The 25,867-nt window shown below is 56.7% G+C and carries 23 protein-coding genes; 6 read left to right on the top strand and 17 right to left on the bottom strand.

Annotated features, from left to right (window positions below):
- Positions 1 to 46: 46 nt before the first annotated feature.
- Genes surA through apaH form a run of 5 tightly spaced genes read left to right on the top strand, consistent with a single transcriptional unit; the run spans position 47 to position 4,445 of the window.
- Positions 47 to 1,342, top strand: a complete 1,296-nt coding sequence (surA, locus tag C1Y43_RS09835; protein ID WP_104188095.1) for a peptidylprolyl isomerase SurA — start codon at positions 47 to 49, stop codon at positions 1,340 to 1,342.
- Positions 1,332 to 2,324 carry a 4-hydroxythreonine-4-phosphate dehydrogenase PdxA gene (pdxA, locus tag C1Y43_RS09830; RefSeq protein WP_104188174.1) on the top strand — a complete coding sequence of 331 codons (993 nt, stop codon included), beginning with the start codon at positions 1,332 to 1,334 and terminating at the stop codon, positions 2,322 to 2,324. Before surA ends, pdxA begins: the two co-directional genes overlap by 11 nt.
- On the top strand, positions 2,317 to 3,141 hold the full coding sequence (gene rsmA / locus C1Y43_RS09825) for a 16S rRNA (adenine(1518)-N(6)/adenine(1519)-N(6))-dimethyltransferase RsmA (protein WP_021507587.1): 825 nt from the start codon (positions 2,317 to 2,319) through the stop codon (positions 3,139 to 3,141). Before pdxA ends, rsmA begins: the two co-directional genes overlap by 8 nt.
- Before the next feature lie 4 nt (positions 3,142 to 3,145).
- A complete protein-coding gene (apaG, locus tag C1Y43_RS09820; protein WP_104188093.1) occupies positions 3,146 to 3,523 on the top strand; it encodes a Co2+/Mg2+ efflux protein ApaG in 378 nt (125 codons plus the stop codon).
- Between the two features lie 52 nt (positions 3,524 to 3,575).
- Positions 3,576 to 4,445, top strand: a complete 870-nt coding sequence (gene apaH, locus C1Y43_RS09815) for a bis(5'-nucleosyl)-tetraphosphatase (symmetrical) ApaH (RefSeq protein WP_058759644.1) — start codon at positions 3,576 to 3,578, stop codon at positions 4,443 to 4,445.
- A gap of 224 nt (positions 4,446 to 4,669) precedes the next feature.
- Here the strand turns inward: apaH and folA are convergent, their stop codons facing one another.
- The 10 genes from folA to ribF form a co-directional block, all read right to left on the bottom strand.
- Entirely contained in the window at positions 4,670 to 5,152 is a 483-nt protein-coding gene (gene folA / locus C1Y43_RS09810; protein ID WP_031279709.1) for a type 3 dihydrofolate reductase, read from the bottom strand.
- A 287-nt stretch (positions 5,153 to 5,439) separates the two neighbouring features.
- The gene (locus C1Y43_RS09805; RefSeq protein WP_104093994.1) at positions 5,440 to 6,582 is read right to left on the bottom strand and encodes a porin; all 1,143 of its coding nucleotides are present in this window, start codon (positions 6,580 to 6,582) and stop codon (positions 5,440 to 5,442) included.
- Positions 6,583 to 6,816: 234 nt separating this feature from the next.
- On the bottom strand, positions 6,817 to 10,041 hold the full coding sequence (gene carB, locus C1Y43_RS09800; RefSeq protein WP_104188091.1) for a carbamoyl-phosphate synthase large subunit: 3,225 nt from the start codon (positions 10,039 to 10,041) through the stop codon (positions 6,817 to 6,819).
- Between the two features lie 13 nt (positions 10,042 to 10,054).
- A complete protein-coding gene (gene carA, locus C1Y43_RS09795; protein WP_031279710.1) occupies positions 10,055 to 11,203 on the bottom strand; it encodes a glutamine-hydrolyzing carbamoyl-phosphate synthase small subunit in 1,149 nt (382 codons plus the stop codon).
- Between the two features lie 470 nt (positions 11,204 to 11,673).
- Positions 11,674 to 12,489: a 4-hydroxy-tetrahydrodipicolinate reductase gene (gene dapB, locus C1Y43_RS09785; protein ID WP_104188087.1), complete on the bottom strand. Its 816-nt coding sequence runs from the start codon at positions 12,487 to 12,489 to the stop codon at positions 11,674 to 11,676.
- Between the two features lie 223 nt (positions 12,490 to 12,712).
- Positions 12,713 to 13,666, bottom strand: a complete 954-nt coding sequence (gene ispH / locus C1Y43_RS09780) for a 4-hydroxy-3-methylbut-2-enyl diphosphate reductase (protein WP_021507596.1) — start codon at positions 13,664 to 13,666, stop codon at positions 12,713 to 12,715.
- Positions 13,647 to 14,117 carry an FKBP-type peptidyl-prolyl cis-trans isomerase gene (gene fkpB, locus C1Y43_RS09775; RefSeq protein WP_021507597.1) on the bottom strand — a complete coding sequence of 157 codons (471 nt, stop codon included), beginning with the start codon at positions 14,115 to 14,117 and terminating at the stop codon, positions 13,647 to 13,649. Before fkpB ends, ispH begins: the two co-directional genes overlap by 20 nt.
- A gap of 9 nt (positions 14,118 to 14,126) precedes the next feature.
- On the bottom strand, positions 14,127 to 14,627 hold the full coding sequence (gene lspA, locus C1Y43_RS09770; protein ID WP_021507598.1) for a signal peptidase II: 501 nt from the start codon (positions 14,625 to 14,627) through the stop codon (positions 14,127 to 14,129).
- Positions 14,627 to 17,446 carry an isoleucine--tRNA ligase gene (ileS, locus tag C1Y43_RS09765; RefSeq protein WP_104188085.1) on the bottom strand — a complete coding sequence of 940 codons (2,820 nt, stop codon included), beginning with the start codon at positions 17,444 to 17,446 and terminating at the stop codon, positions 14,627 to 14,629. The genes lspA and ileS overlap by 1 nt, the downstream gene beginning before the upstream one ends.
- A gap of 27 nt (positions 17,447 to 17,473) precedes the next feature.
- Positions 17,474 to 18,412 carry a bifunctional riboflavin kinase/FAD synthetase gene (ribF, locus tag C1Y43_RS09760; RefSeq protein ID WP_058774845.1) on the bottom strand — a complete coding sequence of 313 codons (939 nt, stop codon included), beginning with the start codon at positions 18,410 to 18,412 and terminating at the stop codon, positions 17,474 to 17,476.
- Between the two features lie 319 nt (positions 18,413 to 18,731).
- Between ribF and rpsT the strand changes: the two genes are divergently transcribed.
- A complete protein-coding gene (gene rpsT / locus C1Y43_RS09750; RefSeq protein WP_013507813.1) occupies positions 18,732 to 18,995 on the top strand; it encodes a 30S ribosomal protein S20 in 264 nt (87 codons plus the stop codon).
- Between the two features lie 51 nt (positions 18,996 to 19,046).
- Here the strand turns inward: rpsT and nhaR are convergent, their stop codons facing one another.
- The 7 genes from nhaR to C1Y43_RS09720 form a co-directional block, all read right to left on the bottom strand.
- Positions 19,047 to 19,949, bottom strand: a complete 903-nt coding sequence (nhaR, locus tag C1Y43_RS09745) for a transcriptional activator NhaR (protein ID WP_104188083.1) — start codon at positions 19,947 to 19,949, stop codon at positions 19,047 to 19,049.
- Positions 19,950 to 19,978: 29 nt separating this feature from the next.
- Positions 19,979 to 21,157 (bottom strand): Na+/H+ antiporter NhaA, encoded by a 1,179-nt coding sequence (gene nhaA / locus C1Y43_RS09740; protein ID WP_104188081.1) that lies wholly within the window; start codon positions 21,155 to 21,157, stop codon positions 19,979 to 19,981.
- Between the two features lie 190 nt (positions 21,158 to 21,347).
- Entirely contained in the window at positions 21,348 to 21,491 is a 144-nt protein-coding gene (locus tag C1Y43_RS23810; RefSeq protein WP_164861030.1) for a hypothetical protein, read from the bottom strand.
- 251 nt (positions 21,492 to 21,742) lie between these two features.
- Positions 21,743 to 22,609: a helix-turn-helix domain-containing protein gene (locus C1Y43_RS09735; RefSeq protein WP_058780419.1), complete on the bottom strand. Its 867-nt coding sequence runs from the start codon at positions 22,607 to 22,609 to the stop codon at positions 21,743 to 21,745.
- Between the two features lie 296 nt (positions 22,610 to 22,905).
- Positions 22,906 to 23,073: a DUF2474 domain-containing protein gene (locus C1Y43_RS09730; protein WP_064511421.1), complete on the bottom strand. Its 168-nt coding sequence runs from the start codon at positions 23,071 to 23,073 to the stop codon at positions 22,906 to 22,908.
- Position 23,074: 1 nt separating this feature from the next.
- On the bottom strand, positions 23,075 to 24,079 hold the full coding sequence (cydB, locus tag C1Y43_RS09725) for a cytochrome d ubiquinol oxidase subunit II (protein ID WP_021507607.1): 1,005 nt from the start codon (positions 24,077 to 24,079) through the stop codon (positions 23,075 to 23,077).
- Entirely contained in the window at positions 24,080 to 25,504 is a 1,425-nt protein-coding gene (locus C1Y43_RS09720) for a cytochrome ubiquinol oxidase subunit I (RefSeq protein ID WP_021507608.1), read from the bottom strand.
- Between the last annotated feature and the right edge of the window lie 363 nt (positions 25,505 to 25,867).

Genomic DNA, 25,867 nt, shown 5'->3' with positions numbered 1-25,867 from the left:
TATTTGACAGGCTATCCCGCAGTGCGGAAACAACAATGGATAAAGTATGAAGAACTGGAGAATGCTGATTCTTGGTGTGGCGATTACCGCTAACACTGCGTTCGCAGCCCCACAGATGGTCGATAAAGTTGCCGCAGTCGTGAACAACGGCGTGGTGCTGGAAAGTGACGTAGACAACATGCTGCGCACGGTGAAGTCACAGGCGCAGCAGGCTGGTCAGCAGCTGCCGGATGACAAAACCCTGCGTCATCAGATCCTTGAACGCCAGGTCATGGATGCCATCATTCTGCAGATGGGCGAAAAAGCCGGTCTGCAGGTGAGCGATCAGCAACTGGATCAGGCGATCCAGAACATCGCCGCGCAGAACCGCATGAGCGTTGATCAGCTGCGCAGCCGTCTGGCCTATGACGGGATGAACTACAACGATTATCGCGCGCAGATCCGCAAAGAGATGCTGATCTCTGAAGTGCGTAACAATGAAGTGCGCCGTCGCGTCACCATTCTGCCGCAGGAAGTGGATACGCTGGCTAAGCAGATCGGCTCGCAGAATACCCAGGGCACCGAACTTAACATCAGCCAGATTCTGCTGCCGCTGCCGGAAAATCCAACCCAGCAGCAGGTTGACGACCAGGAAGCGCTGGCGCGTCAGCTGGTGGGTGAACTGAAAGGCGGTGCCGATTTCGGTAAACTGGCCGTGACCTACTCTGCCGATCCGCAGGCGCTGAAAGGCGGCAACATGGGCTGGGGCAAAATTGAAGAGCTGCCAACGCTGTTCTCGCAGGCGCTGAGCAGCGCGAAGAAAGGCGACATCGTCGGCCCAATCCGCTCCGGCGTTGGCTTCCATATCCTGAAAGTGAACGACCTGCGCGGTGAGAGCAAAAACATTTCGGTCACCGAAGTGCATGCCCGCCACATTCTGCTGAAGCCGTCACCGATCCTTACCGACGATCAGGCACGTCAGAAGATTGAACAGATCGCCGCAGACATCAAGAGTGGCAAAACCACCTTCGCCGCTGCCGCGAAACAGTTCTCCGACGATCCGGGTTCAGCGAACCAGGGCGGCGACCTCGGCTGGGCGTCACCGGAAGTCTACGATCCGGCGTTCCGTGATGCGCTGCTGAAGCTGCAGAAAGGCCAGGTCAGCGCGCCGGTGCACTCCTCCTTCGGCTGGCACCTGATTCAGCTGCTGGATACCCGTCAGGTGGATAAAACCGATGCCGCGCAGAAAGAGCGCGCTTACCGTCTGCTGTTCAACCGTAAGTTTGCCGAAGAAGCGCAAACCTGGATGCAGGAACAGCGCGCCAGTGCTTACGTGAAGATTCTGGATGGCAATGGTCAGTAATTATCGTGTGGCGATCACGCCCGGCGAACCCGCCGGGATTGGTCCCGATCTCGCCGTTGCGCTGGCTCAGCGTGACTGGCCGGTTGAGCTGGTGGTGTGCGCAGACGGCGACGTGCTGCGCCAGCGCGCGGCTCAACTGGGTTTGCCGCTGACGCTGCGTGACTATCAGCCCGGCGTGGCACCACAGCCGCAGCAGGCCGGTACGCTGACGCTGCTGCCCATCGCGACGGCGCAGCCGGTGACCGCCGGCGAACTGACGGTCGCCAACGGTCATTACGTACTGGAGACGCTGGCCCGCGCCTGCGACGGCTGCCTCAGCGGCGAGTTTGCCGCGCTGGTAACCGGTCCGGTGCACAAAGGTGTGATCAATGACGCCGGCATCCCCTTCACCGGTCACACCGAGTTCTTCGCTGAGCGCGCCGGTGGCGATCGCGTGGTGATGATGCTGGCGACCGAAGCGTTGCGCGTGGCGCTGGCCACCACGCATCTGCCGCTGAAAGATGTCGCAGACGCCATCACCCGTGACAGCCTGCATGAAGTGATCACCATTCTGCATCAGGATTTGCAGCGTAAGTTTGGCATTCCGCAGCCGCATATTTTTGTCTGCGGGCTCAACCCGCATGCTGGCGAAAGCGGTCATATGGGCCGGGAAGAGATCGATACCATCATCCCGGCGCTCGACGAACTGCGCCAGCAGGGTATCCAGCTCACCGGTCCGTTACCGGCGGATACGCTGTTTCAGCCGAAATATCTGCAGCACGCTGATGCGGTACTGGCGATGTATCACGACCAGGGCCTGCCGGTGCTAAAATTTCAGGGATTTGGTCGCGCGGTGAATATCACCCTCGGCCTGCCATTTATCCGTACCTCTGTTGACCACGGCACCGCGCTGGAACTCGCCGGTCTGGGCAGCGCAGAGCCGGGCAGCTTTATTACGGCGCTTAACCTCGCCATCACTATGATCAAGAGCAGTAATGAATAATCGCGTCCATCAGGGGCACTACGCCCGTAAACGTTTCGGGCAGAACTTCCTGAACGATCAGTACATTATCGACAGCATCGTCTCCGCTATTCATCCGCAAAAGGGTGAAGCCATGGTGGAGATTGGCCCAGGGCTGGGTGCGTTAACCGAGCCGGTGGGCGAGCGTCTTGATGCGCTGACTGTCGTCGAGCTGGACCGCGACCTTGCCGCGCGTTTGCAGACGCACCCGTTCCTCGGTCCTAAGCTGACGATTTATCAGCAGGATGCGATGACCTTCGACTTCTCTGCGTTGTCAAAGGAGCAGGGTCAGCCGCTGCGCGTGTTTGGCAACCTGCCGTACAACATCTCGACACCGCTGATGTTCCACCTTTTCAGCTATACTGGTTCGATTAAAGATATGCACTTCATGCTGCAGAAAGAGGTGGTTAACCGTCTGGTAGCCGGCCCGGGCAGCAAAGCTTACGGGCGTCTCAGCGTGATGGCGCAATATTATTGTCAGGTGATTCCGGTGCTGGAAGTGCCACCACAATCGTTCACCCCGCCACCGAAAGTGGATTCGGCGGTGGTGCGTCTGGTGCCCTTTACCCAGCCACCGTATCCGGTCAGCGATGTGCGTTTACTGAGCCGTATCACCACCGAAGCGTTTGGTCAGCGACGCAAAACCCTGCGTAACAGCCTGGGACACCTGTTCACGGCCGGTGCGCTGGATGAACTCAACATCGACGCCTCGCTGCGGGCAGAAAATGTCACCGTGGCGCAGTATTGCCAGCTGGCAAACTGGCTGGGCAATCATCAGGCTGAATCTGCGGAGAACTGAGTGCATGAGTGAACTGGCCCGCGTTTGTGTTCAGGTACTGAGTCAGTATGTGGAATCGCAATCCTCTTCCGATGAGGATCGCTACGTGTTTGCCTACACCATCACCATCCGTAACCTCGGGCGCAACAGCGTGCAGCTGCGCAGCCGCTACTGGCTAATCACCAATGGCAACGGGCGCGAGACCGAAGTGCAGGGTGAAGGCGTGGTCGGTGAGCAGCCGCATATCGCGCCCGGCAATGAGTTTCAGTACACCAGCGGTGCGGTTCTGGAAACGCCGATGGGCACCATGCAGGGACACTATGTGATGATCGACGAAGAGGGCGAGACCTTCCACGTGGAGATTCCGGTGTTCCGCCTCGCGGTGCAAACCCACATTCACTAATTCCTCCTCCGCCCGGCCAGTCCGGGCGGCGCGTTTTCATCGGACTGACTTAATGAGTACATACCTGATTGGCGATATTCACGGCTGTTATGACGAATTACGTGCGCTGCTGGCGCAGGTCAATTTCGATGCGCAGCAGGACGAGCTATGGCTGACCGGCGACCTGGTGGCGCGCGGTCCGGGTTCGCTTGAGGTACTGCGCTACGTCAGGTCGCTCGGAGACTGTGTGCGCATGGTGCTGGGCAACCATGACCTGCATTTGCTGGCAGTGTATGCCGGTATCAGCCGTAACAAGCCCAAGGATCGCCTGACGCCCCTGCTGGAAGCGGACGATGCCGACGAGCTGATTAACTGGCTGCGTCGCCAGCCGCTGCTTCAGGTGGATGAAGAGAAAAAGCTGCTGATGGCGCATGCTGGCATTACGCCGCAGTGGGATCTGGAGACGGCACAGCAGTGCGCGCGCGAAGTTGAGGCGGTCTTGTCCAGCGACAGCTATCCGCTGTTTCTCGATGCCATGTATGGCGACATGCCGAACAACTGGACACCGGAACTGAGCGGACTGGCGCGCCTGCGTTTCAGCACCAATGCGCTGACGCGCATGCGCTTCTGTTTCCCTAATGGTCAGCTCGATATGATCTGCAAAGAGGCGCCCGCCTCAGCGCCGCCGCCGCTGAAACCGTGGTTCCAGGTGCCCGGCAAAATCAGCAGCGATTATACGCAAATCTTTGGTCACTGGGCTTCGCTGGAAGGAAAAGGCACGCCAGAGCATGTGATCGGGCTCGACACCGGCTGCTGCTGGGGCGGAACGCTGACCCTGCTGCACTGGGAGAGCGGCCAGTATTACACCCAGGTCTCGAACCGTGATCAGGCCATGGCGGAAAGCGCGGTGAATGCACCCTCCCCCCTGAGCGATATGCAGTAAACAAAAAGCCCCGCGATGTTAGCGGGGCTTTTTTTCGGTCGCCATAAATGGCGACCCTACAAAGACAATCTGTACCGTGACAGCCATCAACCTGATATCGCACAGGTTTATCGCGTCATAAACAGCGATTAATCCCTGTCGTTGTAGGGTGCGCATTTATGCGCACCTGGCAGTCATATTGCACCGTTTTTACAGGCTGCGCATTCATGCGCACCTGGCCACAATCAACGGCGGCGATCCAGAATCTCAAAGCAGTAACTGTGCGAATTCTGCGCATCGGCATCGTGGAACTCACTGAACGTCGACTGCCACTCGTCCGGCTCGTAATCCGGGAACTGGGTGTCGCCTTCCACTTCCGCATCGATATGCGTCAGATAGAGACGATCGGCGCGCGCCAGCATCTGCGCATAAATCCGGCCACCGCCAATCACCATGATCTCTTCTGCCTCACCCGCTGCGGCAATCGCTTCTTCCGGCGACGTCACCCAGGTCACGCCGTCATGGTTGCCGGGCTGGCTGCTGACCACAATATTCAGACGTCCCGGTAACGGACGACCAATCGATTCAAAGGTCAGACGGCCCATAATCACCGGTTTGTTCAGCGTGTTGCGCTTGAACCACGCGAGGTCGGCAGGCAGGTGCCATGGCATGGCGTTTTCCATGCCAATAATACGATCTGCTGCCAGTGCCGCGATCAAACTAATCATGTTAAAAGACCTACAGGAAAAAAATTGGCGCAATGATACGTAAAGGTGAAACTTTCGTCGATAGGACGACCGTGCTATTTACGTAAAGCCCGCTTGGCTCGGCGTTTTGTCTGAGCGACAGAGTTTTACTCCGGCTTTGCGGCCGTTAGCGGAAAGAGCCGCCAGAATTCGCGGTGAAGGCGCTACAACTCAGGGTGATGCTCCACGCTGCCCGCGCGCTGTGTAAAGAAAAGCGCACTGTGCCCGCCCAAAAAAAACGGCTCCCGCAGGAGCCGTTGATTTACGCATCAGAAATCGTAGCGCAGGCGCACCAGATTAACGTTACCCAGTGATTTATCGGTACTGGAGGTGATCACGTACTCGTAGTCGACGCGGAAACCGTAGTCGAGCTGCGCGCTGACGCCCACGCCGTTATCGATACGCTTGTAGTTACGTCCATTGACGAACTCCAGGCGATCGCCCATGAAGTACGGCTGGATGCTCTTCACAGCATACTGGCCGATCGGGAATTTATAACCGGCGAAGTATTCAACGCCCCACGCATCATCCGCGAAGTAGTTGTTAACGGTGTTGAGTTTGGTTGGCGAGAAGTTCTGATACCAGCCTGCACCGGCGGACAGCGTCCAGTTGTCCGGCGTCCAGCTCAGCGCGGTGCCGTAGATATTCTGGTCGTAACGCTTGCTGTCACCATTGCCCGGATTGCGGATATCCGCGCGGGTGTAGTTCCACGCGGTGCCCCACGCCAGATCTTTGGTGATGTGATAGTTCACACCCAGCGAACCGCCGCCCTTACGCTTGTAGCGCAGGCCGTTGCCCGGCAGATAGTCGTCATCTTCAAACAGATAAGCGGCATAGACATCCGCATCGCCAAAGGTGTTTTTATACTTCAGCATCTTGCGCGAGCGGTAAGATCCGTCGTAGTCACCATTAATGCCGTTACCCGGTGCCTGGGCCAGCATATCGTAGTCCCAGATATCGGTTTTAGCGCCGACGACATCGTAATAAACGCTGTTCTGCTGGCCAAAATAGAGCTCGCCCAGCGATGCGCTTTTGAAACCGGTATACAGCTGGCGACGCGTGGTGTTATGGGCGCCGTCCGCATAGTGGTTATCCCAGCCCCACCAGGCCGGGAAGTTAACGCCCAGCTCGTAGTAACCCACCCAGCTGACATCGTCAAACAGGTAGTAGTTGGCGCTGAAGCGGAAACGTGAACCGCCGTCGTAGCCGTTACGCTTATACGATTTATCGTTAACCCCGTTCTGATGCAGATACTGCGGACGAATACTGCCGCCCACTTTGAAATCAAGACGGCTAAGCGGATCGCCGGCCTGCGGATCCTGCTTCAGCAGGGTGATTTCCGCCTGACTGGCGAGAGGTGCAGCAACAAGTAACGCAGCCACTACGCTGAGAGTGAAAGCACGCATTTTCATTTTTATATCCCGTAAAGGTGAGCGCTCTATGATTGAGCAGCGGAATAGTACGGTGCGCTTAGCGGGGAGGTATTTATATTTTTGTGCGGATACGCCTGAATGTAACTGGTTTCGCATCAACTGATAAAAATTATGTCAAATCAATAGATTTGTAACGTATAACCTTATGCAGCACAGGCAAAACAGCAAAAAAAAACGGCCCGCGCGGGGCCGTTTAGTCACTGAACAGGCGGTTTAGCCTTTGATCTGCGCGTGCATTTCCTGCACCGAAATCACTTTTTCGGTCGGATCCGCATTCAGCGCCATCGCGGTAGCAAAACCACCGTTCAGCGTGGTGTCGTAATGCACTTTGTACTGCAGTGCGCTGCGGCGAATCAGTTTCGAATCCTCAATCGCCTGACGTCCTGCGGTGGTGTTGACGATGTAAGTGTACTCACCGTTCTTCAGGCGATCCTGAATGTGCGGACGCCCTTCGTGCACCTTGTTCACCAGGCGCGGATTGATGCCGGCTTCACCCAGCACCACGGCGGTACCGTGCGTCGCATCCAGCTCGAAGCCAAACTTCTGCAGCTTCGCGGCCAGGTCAACAATACGTTTCTTGTCGCCTTCACGCACCGACAGCAGCGCACGCCCCTGCTTCTTCATATTACTTTGCGCGCCCAGCATAGCTTTGCTGAATGCTTCCGCGAAGGTGCGGCCTACGCCCATCACTTCACCGGTCGAACGCATTTCCGGACCAAGAATCGGGTCCACGCCCGGGAATTTGTTGAACGGCAGCACCACTTCTTTTACCGAGTAGTACGGCGGAATCACCTCTTCGGTCACGCCCTGTTCAGCCAGGGTTTTGCCAGCCATCACGCGCGCAGCCACTTTCGCCAGCGGCACGCCGGTGGCTTTGGAGACAAACGGCACGGTACGCGCGGCACGTGGGTTCACCTCAATCAGGTAAACTTCGTTGTCCTTGACCGCAAACTGCACATTCATCAGGCCACGTACGTTGAGTTCGAACGCCAGCTTTTCCACCTGCTGGCGCATCACGTTCTGAATCTCGCTGCTCAGGGTGTACGCCGGCAGCGAACAGGCCGAGTCACCGGAGTGCACGCCCGCCTGCTCGATGTGTTCCATGATGCCGCCAATCAGCACGCGTTCGCCGTCGCAAATCGCATCGACGTCCACTTCCACCGCATCATCGAGGAAGCGATCCAGCAGCACTGGCGCATCGTTGGACACGGACACCGCAGTCTGGAAGTAGCGCTTAAGATCCACTTCGTCATAGACGATTTCCATCGCCCGGCCGCCCAGCACGTATGAAGGACGCACCACCAGCGGATAGCCAATCCCTGCGGCTTTTTCTACCGCCTGTTCCAGCGTCGCCACCGTGGCGTTAGCCGGCTGTTTCAGCTTCAGGCGATCCACCGCCTGCTGGAAACGCTCACGGTCTTCCGCGCGGTCAATGGCATCCGGACTGGTACCAATTACCGGCACGCCAGCCGCTTCCAGCGCGCGCGCCAGCTTCAGCGGCGTCTGGCCACCGTACTGCACGATAACGCCTTTTGGCTGCTCGATACGCACGATCTCCAGCACGTCTTCCAGCGTTACCGGCTCGAAGTAGAGACGGTCTGAGGTGTCGTAATCGGTTGACACGGTTTCCGGGTTACAGTTGACCATAATGGTTTCGTAACCGTCTTCACGCAGCGCCAGCGCTGCATGCACGCAGCAGTAATCGAACTCAATGCCCTGACCGATACGGTTTGGCCCGCCGCCCAGAATCATGATTTTGTCGCGATCCTGATTAGGATTGGCTTCGCACTCTTCTTCATAGGTGGAGTACATGTAGGCGGTGTCCGTGGCGAACTCTGCCGCACAGGTATCCACGCGCTTGTAAACCGGATGCAGGTTGAACTGATGACGCAGCTTGCGGATTTCACTTTCCGCCACACCGGCCAGCGTTGCCAGACGCACATCGGCAAAGCCTTTACGCTTCAGCGCACGCAGGAAATCCGCGCTCAGCGAGTTGACACCTTCGCGCGCCACCTGCTCTTCCAGGCGCACCAGTTCTTCAATCTGCACCAGGAACCAGCGGTCAACATTGGTCAGGTTGAACACGCCATCGACTGACATGCCGGCACGGAACGCATCAGCGATATACCAGATGCGGTCAGAACCGGCATCTTTCAGCTCGCGGCGGATACGGGTCAGGGCTTCGCCATCATCCAGATCCACTTTCGGGTCGAAACCGCTGGCGCCCACTTCCAGACCGCGCAGCGCTTTCTGCATCGACTCCTGGAACGTGCGGCCAATCGCCATCACTTCACCGACCGATTTCATCTGCGTGGTCAGACGGTCATTAGCACCGGCAAACTTCTCGAAGTTGAAGCGGGGAATCTTGGTGACGACGTAATCGATGGACGGTTCGAACGAGGCCGGCGTACGGCCACCGGTGATGTCGTTCATCAGTTCATCGAGGGTAAAGCCCACCGCCAGCTTGGCCGCGACTTTGGCAATCGGGAAGCCGGTCGCTTTCGAGGCCAGCGCGGAGGAGCGCGACACGCGCGGGTTCATCTCAATGACGATCAGGCGGCCATCTTTCGGGTTCACCGAGAACTGCACGTTGGAACCGCCGGTTTCGACACCGATTTCACGCAGTACCGCCAGCGAGGCGTTACGCATGATTTGATACTCTTTATCCGTCAGCGTTTGGGCTGGCGCCACGGTGATGGAGTCACCGGTGTGAATCCCCATCGCGTCAAAGTTTTCGATCGAGCAGACGATGATGCAGTTGTCGTTTTTATCACGCACCACTTCCATCTCGTACTCTTTCCAGCCAATCAGCGACTCATCAATTAGCAGCTCATTGGTTGGCGACAGATCGAGGCCGCGCTCGCAAATCTCTTCAAACTCTTCGCGGTTGTAAGCGATACCACCACCGGTGCCACCCATGGTAAATGACGGACGAATGATGCACGGGAAACCGACCTCTTCCGCTACCGCCAGCGCTTCTTCCATGGTATGCGCGATACCGGAACGCGCGGTATCCAGGCCGATGCTCTTCATCGCCACGTCGAAGCGGCGACGGTCTTCGGCTTTATCAATCGCATCGGCGGTGGCACCAATCATGGTCACGCCAAACTCGGCCAACACGCCCTGGCGCTCCAGCTCCAGCGCACAGTTCAGCGCGGTCTGGCCACCCATGGTCGGCAGCACCGCATCCGGGCGCTCTTTTTCAATGATTTTACGCACCACTTCCCAGTGGATAGGCTCGATGTAGGTCGCATCCGCCATTTCCGGGTCAGTCATGATGGTGGCCGGGTTAGAGTTCACCAGAATGACGCGGTAACCCTCTTCACGCAGCGCTTTACACGCCTGCGCACCTGAATAGTCGAATTCACATGCCTGGCCAATCACAATCGGGCCAGCGCCAAGGATCAGGATAGATTTTATGTCAGTACGTTTTGGCATCGTGGGCTCCTGATTACTTCGCGTTAGAACGGTAAGCTTCGATCAGTTCGATAAAGTGATCGAACAGCGGCGCCGCATCGTGCGGGCCTGGGCTGGCTTCCGGATGTCCCTGGAAGCTGAACGCCGGTTTGTCGGTGCGGTGAATGCCCTGTACGGTCTGGTCAAACAGGGAAACATGGGTCACGCGCAGGTTAGCCGGCAGGTTGGTTTCATCGACGGCAAAACCGTGGTTCTGTGCGGTGATCATCACGGTGTTGTTATCGAGATCTTTCACCGGATGGTTGCCACCGTGATGGCCAAGCTTCATCTTCACGGTTTTTGCACCGCTGGCCAGCGCCAGCAGCTGATGGCCAAGACAGATACCAAACACCGGAATGTCGGTTTTCAGGAAAGCCTGAATCGCGCTGATGGCGTAGTCGCACGGCTCCGGGTCGCCAGGGCCATTCGACAGGAAAATCCCGTCCGGATTCAGCGCCAGCACCTCATCAGCCGGCGTTTGCGCCGGGACAACCGTCAGACGACAGCCGCGATCCACCAGCATGCGCAGGATGTTGCGCTTGGCGCCGTAGTCATAAGCCACCACGTGGAACGGCAGCGCGTCAGCGCTTTGCTGCTCGGGCAGGCCGCCTTTCAGCGCCCAGCTCCCCTGCTGCCACGCGTAGGTTTCCGCCGTAGTCACTTCTTTCGCCAGGTCCATGCCTTTCAGGCCCGGGAACGCCTGGGCTTTCTGTAGCGCCAGCGCCGCATCCGGACTGTCGCCGGCGATGATGCAGCCGTTCAGCGCCCCTTTCTCACGCAGCAGGCGCGTTAGTTTGCGCGTATCGATATCGGCGATACCGACAATATTGTTGCGCTGCAGATAGGCTGACAGGCTCTCTTCGCTGCGGAAGTTGCTGGTAATCAGCGGCAGATCGCGGATGACGAGGCCCTGAGCATGGATTTGACTGGATTCTTCATCGGCGGCATTGGCACCAACGTTGCCGATATGAGGATAAGTGAGGGTGACGATCTGGCGGGAATAGGAAGGATCAGTGAGGATTTCTTGATAACCGGTCATTGACGTATTGAAAACGACCTCCCCCACTGCCGATCCCGTTGCCCCGATGGCCCGACCGTGGAATTGGGTTCCGTCTTCCAGAACCAAGAGCGCTGACTTAATCAAAACATCCTCCAGGGAATAAACAGTCACAATATCTGCATATTAATTCAAAATGATGCGCTGAATCAATGCAAAAACCGCCTGACCGCTCGATTTTTGGCAAATTGCGCGCATTCTAATGATCGACCTGGTGATTGTCTACCCTGAGCGGTTATTTTTTTGTATATTTCGGGCTACTGAATGTTAAAAGTGAAGCAAGGCGACAAAATAGTGAGAGATCTCCGATAAATAATCGGTTGCCTGACGTAATTAATGGCAAAAACCCGGCTGACTGCGTAAATTTTTGACCAAATGGTCAAAAAAAGCCATTCGACACGAAAAAAAGCGCAGATAAATCATAAAAACAAGAATCACAAACAAAAATAACAATAAGATCGCCATTTTACAGGCAAAATAAAGGGCAATGAAAACATTGCCCTGCTCAATCAATATCTTACCGATTGAAATAACCACATCACGATGGTTCACAACACTCACAATATCGATAAATCCAGCACATCACGCATATCATAAAGGCCGGATTTCTTGTCTTTCAACCATGCGGCGGCTTTAACGGCTCCATTGGCGAAGGTCATACGGCTGGAAGCCTTGTGCGTGATCTCTACGCGCTCGCCGATATCCGCAAACATCGCGGTGTGCTCACCGACAATATCGCCCGCGCGCACGGTGGCAAAGCCGATGGTTTGCGCCTTGCGCTCGCCGGTATGGCCTTCGCGCGCGTAAACCGCGTGCTCATCCAGCTTCCAGTGCATGGCGTCGGCAATCGCCTCTCCCATCGCCAGCGCTGTGCCTGATGGCGCATCCACTTTGTGGCGGTGATGCGCTTCCACAATCTCGATATCCGCATAGTCGCCCATCACTTTTGCCGCCTGCTGTAACAGGTTAAGCACCAGATTGACGCCTACGCTGAAGTTCGCGGCAAACACGATGCCAATCTCTTCAGCTGCTTCACGGATGGCTGTCTTACCGGCTTCATCAAAACCGGTGGTGCCAATCACCATCGCTTTTTGATGCTGACGGCAGAACGCCAGATATTCCAGCGTGCCTTCCGGACGGGTGAAATCGATCAGCACATCGAAATCATTCACCACCTGCCGCAGATCGTCGGTCACCCGTACGCCGGTTTTGCCGATTCCCGCCAGTTCACCTGCATCCGCCCCCAGCAGCGAGGAACCGCTGCGCGCCAGCGCCGCGCCTAACACCACGCCTTCCGCCTGCTGTGCGGCCTGAATCAGATTGCGTCCCATGCGACCCGGCGCACCAACAATAGCAATGCGGATTTCACTCATATTTATTCATTCCTGATACAAAACTATGCATGCAAAGCGTAAACAGGTTAACGGTCAGATAACAGTCACGCCACAATAATAACGGGATAATAAGAATTTTAGGCCAGCCGCGATAGATTATCAGTAAAAGCAATCCCGCCCGCTGGAAGTCACGGCTGAGGTGACAAAGGATAAAGAAAAGGCCGAACATTGTCGGCCTGTTTCTGTCAGCAAATTGAAGTGCTTACTGCACGTTGCGTACGTCGACGCGCAGCTCTTTCGGCACTTCAAACACGATATTCTCTTCACGGCCAATCAGCTCAATCGCCGCTTCGCCGCCCAGCTCACGCAGGCGCTGAATCACCTGCTGCACCAGAATATCCGGAGCCGAAGCGCCGGCGGTAACGCCGATACACTGCACGCCTTTGACCCACTCTTCCTGAATATCATCCGCAGAATCAATCAGCTTCGCCAGCTTGCCGGCACGCTGCGCCAGCTCCGCCAGACGATTCGAGTTGGAGGAGTTTTTCGAGCCCACCACCAGAACCACCTCCGCATCCTGCGCCAGCACGCGCACGGCTTCCTGGCGGTTGGTGGTGGCGTAGCAGATATCATCCTTACGCGGTCCGATGATTGCCGGGAAGCGCTGACGCAGCGCATCAATCACGTCTGAGGTATCATCCACCGACAGCGTGGTCTGCGTCATAAAGCACAGGTTATTTTCATCTTTTACCTGCAGCTTAAACACATCCTCAGGCGACTCCACCAGATACATACCGCCGTTCGGGTTGCTGTACTGGCCCATGGTGCCTTCCACTTCCGGATGACCGGCGTGGCCGATGAGAATCGCTTCCACGCCTTTACGGCTGGCACGCGCCACTTCCATATGCACCTTGGTCACCAGCGGACAGGTGGCGTCAAACAGCATAGTGAGGCTGCGCGCTTTCGCTTCGGCGCGTACCGCCTGGGAAACGCCGTGTGCCGAGAAAATCAGGATGGCGTTGTCCGGTACTTCACTGATCTCTTCAATGAAGATCGCACCGCGCTCGCGCAGGCTGCTGACCACGTAGCGGTTATGCACCACTTCATGGCGCACGTAGATCGGCGCGCCATACATCTCCAGCGCCCGCTCGACAATGCTGATGGCGCGGTCGACGCCTGCACAGAAACCGCGTGGGTTAGCTAACAGGATTTGCATCGCTGGCCTCCAGCACCGGATCGATCTCCAGCACTTCAATCTCGAATTTAATGCGCTGACCCGCCAGCGGATGGTTGAAATCGACGGTAATCGAGTCACCGGAAATTTCACGAATCACGCCCGGCATCTCGCTGCCGCCCATGCCGCTGAACAGCATGATGGCACCGACTTCCGGCTCGCCCGCGTCGATGAAATCACGGCGCGAGAAGTACTGGATCAGGTCCGGGCTGGCAGCGCCAAAGGCGTCTTCCGGCTCCAGCGTAAAGGCGTGCTGATCGCCCACTTTACGCCCGACCAGCTCCTGCTCCAGCGCCGCCGACAGGCTGCCATCTCCCAGACGGAACAGCGCAGGCTTGCCGTTGGCGCGCGTGGATTCAGCCGTCGAGCCATCCTCCAGCTTCAGTGTAAAATGCACCAGCAGCGCGCTGTCGCGCTGAACGATGTCTGTCATCTGTTACCCTTATTTATTCGTGACCTGTTTGCCTTTCGGGCTCAGAAAGCCCTCCAGCACCACCAGCGCCGCACCGATGCAGATTCCGCAGTCGGCAATGTTAAAGGTGGCGAAGTGCCAGTCACCGACATAGAAGTCGATAAAGTCGACCACAAAGCCGTGCCAGGCACGATCAAACAGGTTACCCAGCGCCCCGCCGATAATCAGCGCGTAGGCAATGTTGGTTAATTTATTGCTGGCGCGATTGCGATACATCATTACCAGCAGCGACACCACAATGGCGATGGCGATACCAGCAAAGAACCAGCGCTGCCAGCCGCCTTTGTCTGCCAGGAAGCTGAACGCCGCGCCATAGTTGTGCGCGTAGAACAGGTTCAGGAACGGCATCAGCGGCTGGGTTTCATGCAGCATCATGTTGTTCATGACCCACTGCTTGCTGGCAAAATCGACCACGATCACCACCAGCACCAGCCATACCCAGCGCAGTCCGGTTGAGCACAGTTTACTCATCAGGCAAATTTCCGCACTTCACCGTTTCCGGCTACGTTGGTGTAGCAACGTCCACACACCGCAGCATGCTCCGGATTCTTGCCGACGTCAGTAGTGTAATGCCAGCAGCGCGGGCATTTCTCGCCTTCTGCTTTGTGCAGCGCGATTTTCAGACCTTTTAACAGCTCGCTCTGCTGCGCTTCGTCGCTGGCCGTTACGTAATCCGCCACGGTCGCGCCCGAGGTCAGCAGCACGAAACGCAGCTCATCGCCCAGCGCCTGCAGCTTCGCCGCCAGTTCCGGATCGGCGTACAGCGTGACGGTGGCTTCGAGTGCGCCGCCGATGCGTTTGTCGCTGCGCGCCTGCTCGATCACCTTGTTCACTTCACCGCGCACTTTCAGCAGTTCTGCCCAGTAAGCATCATTCAGCGCTTCATCCTGCGCCAGACCAAACAGGCCCTGATACCACTCTTCGGTGAACACGTACTGTGGACGCTCGCCAGGCAGATAGCCCCAGATCTCATCCGCGGTGAACGACATGATCGGCGCCATCCAGCGCACCAGCGCTTCAGCGATATGCCACAGCGCGGTCTGGCAGCTGCGACGCGCCAGGCTGTCGCCCTTCGCGGTGTACTGACGATCTTTGATCACGTCGAGATAGAACGAGCCCATCTCGATGGAGCAGAAGTGCATCAGACGCTGCACCACTTCGTGGAAATCGTAGTTCTCGTACGACTGCACAATGTCCTGCTGTGCCGCCAGCGCACGGCCTACGGCCCAGCGATCCACTACCACCATCTCTTCCGGGCTGACGCAGTCGGTCGCCGGGTTGAAGCCTGCAAGGTTCGCCAGCAGGAAGCGCGCAGTGTTACGGATACGGCGATAGCTGTCGGCGGCCCGCTTCAGGATTTCGTCGGATACTGCCATCTCACCGGAGTAGTCGGTTGAGGCCACCCACAGACGCAGAATATCCGCACCCAGCTTATCCATCACGTCCTGCGGTGCCACGGTGTTGCCGATGGATTTCGACATTTTGCGGCCCTGACCGTCGACGGTGAAGCCGTGAGTCAGTACCTGACGGTAAGGCGCTTTGCCTTTCATCGCCGTGGAGATCATCAGCGACGACATGAACCAGCCGCGATGCTGATCCGAGCCTTCCAGATACATATCCGGTGCGTGCCCGTCAAATTCCGGACGCGCATCCACCACCGAGAAGCTGGTCGATCCGGAGTCAAACCAGACGTCGAGGGTATCCGGCACTTTGACGTAGTGATCGGCGTCATCGCCCATCAGATCGCGCGGATCGAGATCCCACCACGCCTGAATACCGTCCTGCTCGACACGCTGCGCCACTTTCTCCATCAGCTCCAGCGTATCCGGGTGCAGCTGCTCGCTCTCTTTATGGACGAACAGCGCCATCGGCACGCCCCAGGTGCGCTGACGCGAGATGCACCAGTCCGGACGGTTAGCGACCATCGCTTCGATACGCGCCTGGCCCCAGTCCGGGATCCACTGCACACCTTTGATCTCTTTCAGCGACTGCGCACGCAGGCCTTTCTGATCCATGCTGATAAACCACTGCGGCGTAGCACGGAAGATGATTGGCGTTTTATGACGCCAGCAGTGCGGATAGCTGTGCAGCAGCTTTTCCACGTGCAGCAGCGCGCCTTTCTCCTGCAGCAGCGCAACGATCATGTCGTTGGCTTTAAATACGTTAACGCCATCCAGGGTTGGATAGGTGCCCGGCAGATACGCGCCGTCCGGTCCGACCGGGTTAGCGGTTTCGATGCCGTACTTCTGGCCGATCACATAGTCATCCGGACCGTGGCCTGGCGCGGTGTGCACCGCACCGGTACCGGCGTCCAGCGTGACGTGCTCGCCCAGCACCACTTTCGACTGGATCTGCTCAAGGAACGGATGCTGGAACAGCTCCAGCTCCAGCGCGGCGCCTTTGCACTCGCCCAGCACCTGCCACTCGCTGATGCCCGCGCGTTTCAGCACCGATTCCACCAGATCTTTCGCGAGGATCAGGCTGCGGCCGGCAATCTGCACCAGCTGGTAGTCGAATTCCGGGTGCAGCGAGATGGCGCGGTTTGCCGGCATAGTCCACGGCGTGGTGGTCCAGATAACCAGTGAAACCGGGCCTTCCGACGCCGCAACGCCAAACTTCGCGCGTACCGCATCGGCGTCCAGCGCGTTAAACATCACGTCGATAGAAGGTGAGGTTTTGTCGTAATACTCCACTTCCGCTTCCGCCAGCGCGGAACGGCAGTCCATGCACCAGTGCACCGGCTTGGCGCCTTTGTGCAGATGGCCATTACCGATGATCTTGCCCAGCGCGCGAATGATGTTGGCTTCGGTCTGGAAATTCATGGTCAGATAAGGACGATCCCAGTCGCCGAGCACGCCAAGGCGGATGAAGTCCTTCTTCTGGCCTTCAACCTGCTCCGCCGCGTAGTTGCGGCAGGCTGCGCGGAATTCAGCTGCGCTGACTTTCTCGCCCGGCTTGCCGATCATCTGCTCAACTTTGTGCTCAATCGGTAAGCCGTGGCAGTCCCAGCCAGGAACATACGGCGAGTCAAAGCCCGCCATGCCTTTCGACTTAACGATAATATCTTTCAGAATCTTGTTAACTGAGTGACCAATATGAATGCTGCCGTTCGCATACGGAGGGCCATCATGCAGGATAAAGGTTTTTTTCCCTTTTTTGGCTGCGCGGATGATGCCGTACAGGTTGTCATCATACCAACGTTGCAGCATTCCCGGTTCGCGTTTGGCCAGATCGCCACGCATCGGGAACCCCGTTTCCGGCAAATTCAGGGTAGATTTATAGTCACTCATCAGATTCTCGGTTCCGTATTTCGGTCATTAAACCGGTGTTTTTAGCCCAAAAAATTGGCGGGCCGTCACCACATCTTTCGCAATTTGTTCTTTCAGCGCGTCCAGCGAAGCGAAACGCTGTTCGTCGCGAATCTTCTGCTTCAGCACCACCTCAATGTGGCGCCCATAAAGATTCATATGTGTGTCGAGCAGGTGAACTTCAAGCTGCTGACGCAGACCTTTTACCGTCGGGCGCGTACCAATGTTTGCCACGCCGGGAATCGGCTGCTCGCCCAGCCCCAGCACTTCAACCGCAAAGACACCTTTTACCGGCGTCACGGTGCGACGAAGCGGGAGATTGGCGGTCGGGAAACCAATGGTGCGTCCCAGTGCATCACCGTGCACTACGCGGCCAGAAATACTGAACGGATGACCGAGCAGCTGCTGCGCCTGAGCAAAATCGTCCTGCGCCAGCGCCTGACGTACCGCCGTACTGCTGATACGTTTGCCGCCATCACAATAGGTCTGGGTGCTGATGACCTCAAAGCCATACTCCGCACCGGCTTTCTGTAATAACAGGAAATCCCCCTGGCGACCAGCGCCAAAGCGGAAATCATCCCCCACTGCGAGGAATTTCACATTGAGCTTGTCGACCAGCAGTTCGCTGATAAAGCTTTGTGCTGAGTGTGCCGCAAAACGGCGATCGAAGCGCACGCACACCACAGCATCAACGCCCGCCAGTGCGAGGTATTTGAGCTTTTCACGCAGACGCGTCAGGCGCGCCGGCGCTTTGTCGCCGGCAAACAGCTCCAGCGGCTGTGGCTCAAACAGCATCACCACCACCGGCAGGTTGCGTTTACGTCCTTCGGCAATTAACTCCGCCATCAGCGCCTGGTGGCCGCGATGCACGCCGTCAAAATTACCAATGGTCAGGACGCAGCCGCGATGCTGCTCTTTCAGATTGTAAATACCGCGGATAAACTTCATGGCTGACTCAAACCGGTGGAAATCGGCGGATTATACCCTTGAATAGCGTTCAGGTTAACCCGTCTGCGTGCCTTTCCTGCGCCTGATTCAGCGTCAGGCGCCCGCTGGCTGGCGGCTCCGGCCCCATCACAACAATTTTGTTGCGAAATACTGTATTCAGCGCGGTGTTGCTGGTAGAATCTTGCGCCATCAATTACGTAAGCGGGTGTCGTGGTTAAAACGACGCTTTATTGCACAAATCCATTGACAAAAGAAGGCGCAAAAGGCATAGTCCTCGGCCTTTGATTTGTCCATATAGAACACATTTGGGAGTTGGACCTTGGCTAATATCAAATCAGCTAAGAAACGCGCCGTAACATCTGAGAAACGTCGCAAGCATAACGCGAGCAATCGTTCTATGATGCGTACTTTCATCAAGAAAGTATACGCGGCTATCGCAACCGGCGACAAAGCTGCTGCGCAGAACGCATTCAACGAAATGCAACCAATCGTGGACCGTCAGGCTGCTAAAGGTCTGATCCACAAAAACAAAGCTGCACGTCATAAAGCAAACCTGACTGCTCAGATCAACAAACTGGCTTAATCGCCGTCTGTTTATCGCTTTGTTAAAAGAACCGGCGCTTCGCCGGTTTTTTTATGCCTGCGATCCGTGGCTGAACAGCGCGCTGAAGTCGCGATGGCAAATGCGCTGCACCGCCGGATGCTGAATCATGCGCCCGGCAAAAATAACGTGATACTCCTCCATCACCGTCTCCAGCCTGCCGATCTCGCGCACGCTATCGTCACGATAGACATCATCCCCGTACAGCGTCGGTGCGACAAAGATCGCATTATTCTGCGCGCCAAACGCCTTCATCAGCGCCGCATCATCAAATTCACCGAGAATCTCAACCTGTAACCCCTGGCTGTGGATCCAGTTCAGCAGCTTGCGCCCCAGCATCGAACGCCGGCCGGGCAACAGCAGGCGCCGCTGCTCCAGACAGGCCGGAAACGGCAGCTCAGGCAGTGGCGCATTACACCAGAAGCTAACCGGACATTCGCCGAGCTTGACCGAAAACAGCCCGGCCTGCTGGGTTGAATCTATCGGGCAGTCGGAGAGGATCATATCCAGCTTATGCTGGCTGAGCTGCTCCAGCAGCATTTCATGCGTTGATTCAAAGCAGCGCAGCTGAATTTTCTCGCCGGCCATCACCACCGTTTCCAGCACCTTGCTCACCAGCTGTTTTGACAGCGCATCCGCCACGCCAACATCAAACAGCAGATGTGACTCCTTGCGGTAGTTAACGATATCAAGCATTTCCTGGCTGAGCATAAACATGCGATCGGCATAGCGGAACACCAGTTGCCCCAGCTCGGTGGGCACCAGACCACGCCCCTGACGGCGAAACAGCACGCCATCCAGCTGCTCTTCCAGCGCTTTGATCTGGCCGGTTACGGTCTGCGGCGTGAGGCACAGCACTTCAGCGGCGCGCACCACCGAACCGGTTTTGCACACCTGCCAGAAGTAGTAGAGATGATTAAAATTGAGCTGATTCATACCATAAAGGAGGCTTGCGCCTCTCCTTATTAGCGCAGTTTGATGCGCAGCAGCGTATAACCTATCACCGCCGACAGCAGTGAACCGCTAAGAATGCCCAGCTTCGAGAACGTCACCAGCTGTTCATGCGCGGCGTCAAACGCCAGCGAGCTGATGAAGATCGACATGGTAAAGCCGATACCGCACAGCACGCCGATGGCCATAATGTCGCGAATGGTGGTGCTGCCAGGCAACGCCGCCAGCCGCAGCTTCACCGCCAGCCAGCAGAACAGCGTGATACCTAACGGTTTACCAATCAGCAGACCGAGGATAATGCCAAGCGGCTCCGGCGACAGCACATCGCCAAAGGTGATGCCGCTGAGCGAGATGCCGGCGTTGGCGAACGCGAACAGCGGCAGGATCAGCCAGTTCACCCACGGCATCAGTCCGTGCGCCAGGTGCTCAGCCGGTGAGTGTCCCTCTTTCTCCTCCAGCGGCACGAAGAAGCCCACCACGACGCCCGCCAGCGTGGCATGCACGCCGGACTTCAGTACCGCAGTCCACAGCACCACGCCCACCAGCATATACACCGCGATGTTGCGCACCCCGCAGCGATTGAGGATCGCCAGCAGCACGATGGCGCCGGCCGCCACGCTCAGCGACAGCACTGACAGATCGCTGGTATAGAACAGAGCAATAATCACGATGGCACCGAGGTCATCAATGATCGCCAGCGCCATCAGGAACACTTTCAGCGCCGCCGGTACCCGGCTGCCGAGCAGCGCCAGCACGCCGAGCGCAAAGGCGATGTCGGTGGCCGTTGGAATTGCCCAGCCGTTGCGGGCGACCTCGTTATCATGATTGAACAGCAGGAAAATGAGCGCCGGCGCAACCATGCCGCCCAGCGCAGCAATCACCGGGAAGATCGCACGATCGCGACTGGCCAGCTCGCCGCTAATCAGTTCGCGCTTCACTTCGAGGCCAATCAGCAGAAAGAACAGCGCCATCAGCGCATCGTTAATCCACAGCAGCAGGTTTTTGCTGATATCCAGCGCGCCGAAGCGAATCTGTACCGGCTCCGCCAGTAGATTTTGATAGCCCTGCGCGGTGGCGGCATTATTGGCCAGCACCATCGCCGCCACCGCCGCCAGAATCAGCACCATGCCGTTGCTGGCGTCACTTTCGATAAAGCTTTTCAGCAAGCTTCGAATACTACGGGGTTTGTTCACAACTCCTCCTGAGCAGAGACATTTGGTGGAGAAGTTTAGCCGCTGAAACACCTCGTTAAAAGCAGCTTATGTCTCGTTTATTGCTCGGGATTTTCGAGTTATTCGCCAGGCCGGGCGTATTGCAGCGGAGGGAGGGGCTGAAAGCGGACGAACGCAATACGGCGCTGGTCGCTAAGCAGGTAGCGCGCCGTCAGGCCTGGTGGTTAGTGCAGGTCAGCAGCGTCACGTCATCCGTACGCTGCTGTGGCAGCGCATTATCGCCGGCAATCTCATGCTGGGCGCAGTGAGGCTGATGCGGATGCAGACCGCCTGGCGGTGAGAAAGGCTCAGCCATCTGGGCACTTGCCAGCGCGGAAAACGCCATAAGCGCTGTTGAAAGTAACAACGGTAATAGTCGCATAATTTTTTGTCTTTTCACTATAACGGTCCGGAATGGACCAGGCATGCAGGTGATGATCCAGCCTGAGAAGTGGCAAACAGTGTTTTCCACGGTCAGTCAGGTTTCAGTGAAGGATTTTACGCCACTCAGGCACAGGAATTTATAAAATCGTGCGGTTTATCACAGTTTACCGCACGATTTATGCATTATCCGACTTTAACCGGAATGTAAAAGGTGCCCTGCAGCAGATCCGGCGTGCTGTAGCGCAGATCGAGCTTAATCAGGTCCTTGCCCGGCCGCCGCGCCACGCCGAGCGCAGGCAGATGGTTGTAGTACACCTCTGCGGTGAACGCATTGATCTCTTCCGGCGCGCCGTGCCAGTCAATCTCCGCATACAGTCCGCTTTCACCGGTCCAGTTCTGTACATTGCCGGTCAGCACGTCGGCATACTGGCTCTCCAGCGCCTGGAACAGGCTGATATGCTGCTGATCGCTGGAGTTAACCCCCGGGCTGAACTGGAAACCGAGCCAGCCACGCTGCACGTGCTGGCCGGCGAAGGCGATGAAATCACGCGTATGCTGCGCCACCACATGATTGTGATGATCAATGTATTCGCCGAAGCGGCACTCCCACTCGATCACTTCTCCGCACAGCTTCAGCTCCGGCTTCTCTGCCAGGCGCGCACTCACCCACTGCCGCTGGGTGGAGATGCGGCTGTGAAAGTCTTTCATCTGCATCTCAGGAATGCGGCGGTAAGCGCCTGGCGTCATAGCGAAGTGGCTTTTAAACACCCGGGTAAAGTTTTGCTGATTATCAAAGCCAAACCGCACGGCGATATCAATTAGCGGCATGCTGGTCAGGCGCAGCGCCATGGCAGAGAGCGTCAGACGACGCTTGCGCGTGTACGAGGCCAGCGTCTGGCCGGTCATCTCTTTGAACATGCGCTGCATGTGCCACTTGGAGTAACCGGATTTCAGGGTAATCAGATCGATGTTGAGCTCGTCGGTCAGATTGGCCTCGATCCAGTCCACCAGATCGTTGATGTACTGTTTTTTCAGATTCAGGCTGAGCATTTTTTTAATTGAATGGGTTGGGAAAGGCGGTGCTTTTGCGTAATCCGTCACATAAATATAACAAAATCGTATGGATAACGTAAGGAAGAGTAAAGACAGCGAGACGCGAAAAGCATTAATTGCTTAGGTAACTAACCTTTTATCGTCTTAACGGCATCGCATCATTGAGCAGTGATTTGCCTGCGCATAGAGGTGCGCATTAATGCGCACCCTGTGAAAATCGTGCATCACCTTGCAGGGTCGCCATTTATGGCGACCGATAATGCCGGGCAGGCGTGCCTGCCCTCATCGACCACTCAGTGCGAACGCATGCCTGCTGCCGTCATCATCATACGAAACAGTGATGCCACCACGCCCAGTGCCAGCACGCTTGCGCCGTAGATGATTACTAACCACAGCACGCGCTTCCACCAGGGGGCTTTCGTTTCAGTGGGGTTGCTCATATTGCTGACCTCGGTTTGCATCTCAGTGGTATCCTTCGTCGGCTTTGATTTTTCCGCGGAACACGTAGTAACTCCAGAAGGTATAACCCAGAATCACCGGAATAATCAGTAAGCTACCGACCAGCATAAAGGCCTGACTCTGCGGCGGTGACGCGGCGTCCCAGATGGTGATCGACGGTGGAATAATATGCGGCCACACGCTAATACCCAGGCCGGAGAAGCCGAGAAACACCAGCGCCAGCGTCAGCAGGAACGGCGAGTAGTGCGCCTCACGCTTGATGGCGCGCACGATGCCCCACGAACACAGCAGCACCAGTACCGGCACCGGCAGGAACCAGAACAGGTTAGGACGGCTGAACCAGCGGTGCGCAATCGCATCGTGGGTGAACGGCGTCCACAGGCTGATAATGCCGACAATCAGCAGCAGCGCGATCACCAGCGGCGTCGCCAGCGCGGACATCTTACGGTGCAGCTCATGCTCGGTTTTCATGATCAGCCAGGTACAGCCCAGCAGCGCATACGCCACCACCAGACCGACGCCGCAGAACAGCGGGAACGGCGCCAGCCAGTCCAGCGCCGAGCCGGCAAATTCGCGCCCTTTCACCGGGAAGCCGTCGATAATCGCACCGACCGCAACGCCCTGACTGAAGGTCGCCAGCAGTGAACCGGCGATAAATGATTTATCCCAGAAAGCGCGGTGTTCTTCCGTGGCCTTAAAGCGGAACTCAAACGCCACGCCACGGAAAATCAGGCCAATCAGCATCGCGGTGAGTGGAATGGCCAGCGCATCGGCAATCACCGAATAGGCCAGCGGGAACGCACCGTACAGACCGGCACCGCCCAGCACCAGCCAGGTTTCGTTGCCATCCCAGACCGGCGCAACGGTATTCACCATCATGTCGCGCTCAACTGCATCTTTATTGAACGGGAACAGGATACCGATGCCAAGATCGAAGCCATCCATCACGATATACATCAGGGTGGCGAACACGATAATGGCGAACCAGATAATGGAGAAATCGATCATTTATTTACCCTCCTGCGGTTCGTTCAGACTCTCATGGGCCGCAGAAAGCGGACGCGCAGGTGTTTTATCCTGCCCCGGACCACCGTGGCGCACATCTTTACCCTCGCCGGTCAGCGGACCTTTCTTGATCAGGCGCATCATGTAAACGTAGCCGACACCAAACACTGACGAATAGACGAGGATGAAGGCCAGCAGGCTGATGCTCATATGCAAATCACCATGCGCCGACACCGCATCAATGGTGCGCTGCACGCCGTACACCACCCATGGCTGACGACCAATTTCCGTGGTAAACCAGCCGGCAAGAATGGCGATCAGGCCGGACGGGCCCATCAGCAGGGCGAACCACAGGAACGGCCGGGAGTTATACAGCCGCTTTTTGTAACGCAGCCACAGGCTCAGCACGCCGAGGGTGATCATCAGCAGGCCCATCGCCACCATTACGCGGAACGACCAGAAGATCACCAGCGAATTCGGACGGTCCTCTTTCGGGAAGCTCTTCAGCGCCGGGACCTGTTTGTCCAGGCTGTGGGTCAAAATCAGGCTGCCGAGGTACGGCACTTCCAGCGCATATTTGGTGCGCTCTTCATCCATATCCGGAATACCGAACAGAATCAGCGGCGTCGCTTCTCCCGGCGGGTTTTCCCAGTGGCCTTCAATCGCCGCAATTTTTGCCGGCTGATGCTCAAGGGTATTCAGGCCGTGCGCATCGCCGATCATCGCCTGAATCGGCGCCACGATCAGTGCCATCCACAGTGCCATGGAGAACATTTTGCGGATTGCCGGGTTATCGTTACCGCGCAGCAGATGCCACGCGCCAGATGCGCCAACAAAGAAGGCGCTGGCGAGGAAGGCCGCCACCGACATATGGAACAGGCGGTACGGGAACGACGGGTTGAAGACAATCTTAAACCAGTCCTGCGGCACCACGATGCCATTCTCAATGATGTAGCCCTGCGGGGTATGCATCCAGCTGTTGGACGCGAGGATCCAGAAGGTCGAGATGATGGTACCGAGCGCAACCATGCAGGTGGCAAAGAAGTGCAGGCCCGGCCCAACGCGGTTCCAGCCAAACAGCATCACGCCGAGGAAGCCTGCTTCAAGGAAGAAGGCGGTGAGCACTTCATAGGTCAGCAGCGGACCGGTAATACTGCCGGCAAACTGCGAGAAGCCACTCCAGTTGGTACCAAACTGATACGCCATCACCAGTCCGGACACCACGCCCATACCGAAGTTAACGGCAAAGACTTTGGACCAGAAGTGGTAGAGATCGCGATAGGTCTCGTTACGGGTTTTCAGCCACATGCCTTCGAGCACCGCCAGGAAACTGGCGAGACCGATGGTGATGGCCGGGAAAATAATATGGAAGGAAACAGTAAAGGCGAACTGAATCCTGGCCAGGTGGAAGGCATCTAATCCAAACATTGCTTACCTCTTTGCCACAAGATTACACCGAATTTTTACTTATAATTAACAAGTTTGACGCACAAAATTATTATTTCGTGACGTCGGAAGAGATTCACGCCAATTGTAAGGCAAGCGGCGAGAACAAAAAGAAACAGTGGGAATGGCTAAAACTATAACAGTATTTTTTGATTTCGATCATTGTTTTCACCAGAAACTACTTGTTTAAAATCACTAAGTTAAGGTTAAAGCCCGTGATTTATTGTGACAATCTTGTTATTAAGCAGAGCGAGAGGAAAAGGCGTTAATCTGGTAACTGGCTAATTTAGCTGTTAATTACTGCGCAAGACAAAACGGCACAGGACCGCACCGTCACGTTACGTT

It is taken from the genome of Pantoea sp. ICBG 828 (assembly GCF_002928355.1).
GTDB classification, from domain to species: Bacteria; Pseudomonadota; Gammaproteobacteria; order Enterobacterales; family Enterobacteriaceae; genus Pantoea; species Pantoea dispersa.
The sequence above is the reverse complement of the archived record's forward strand: the minus strand, read 5'-3'. Positions and strand labels throughout refer to the sequence as shown.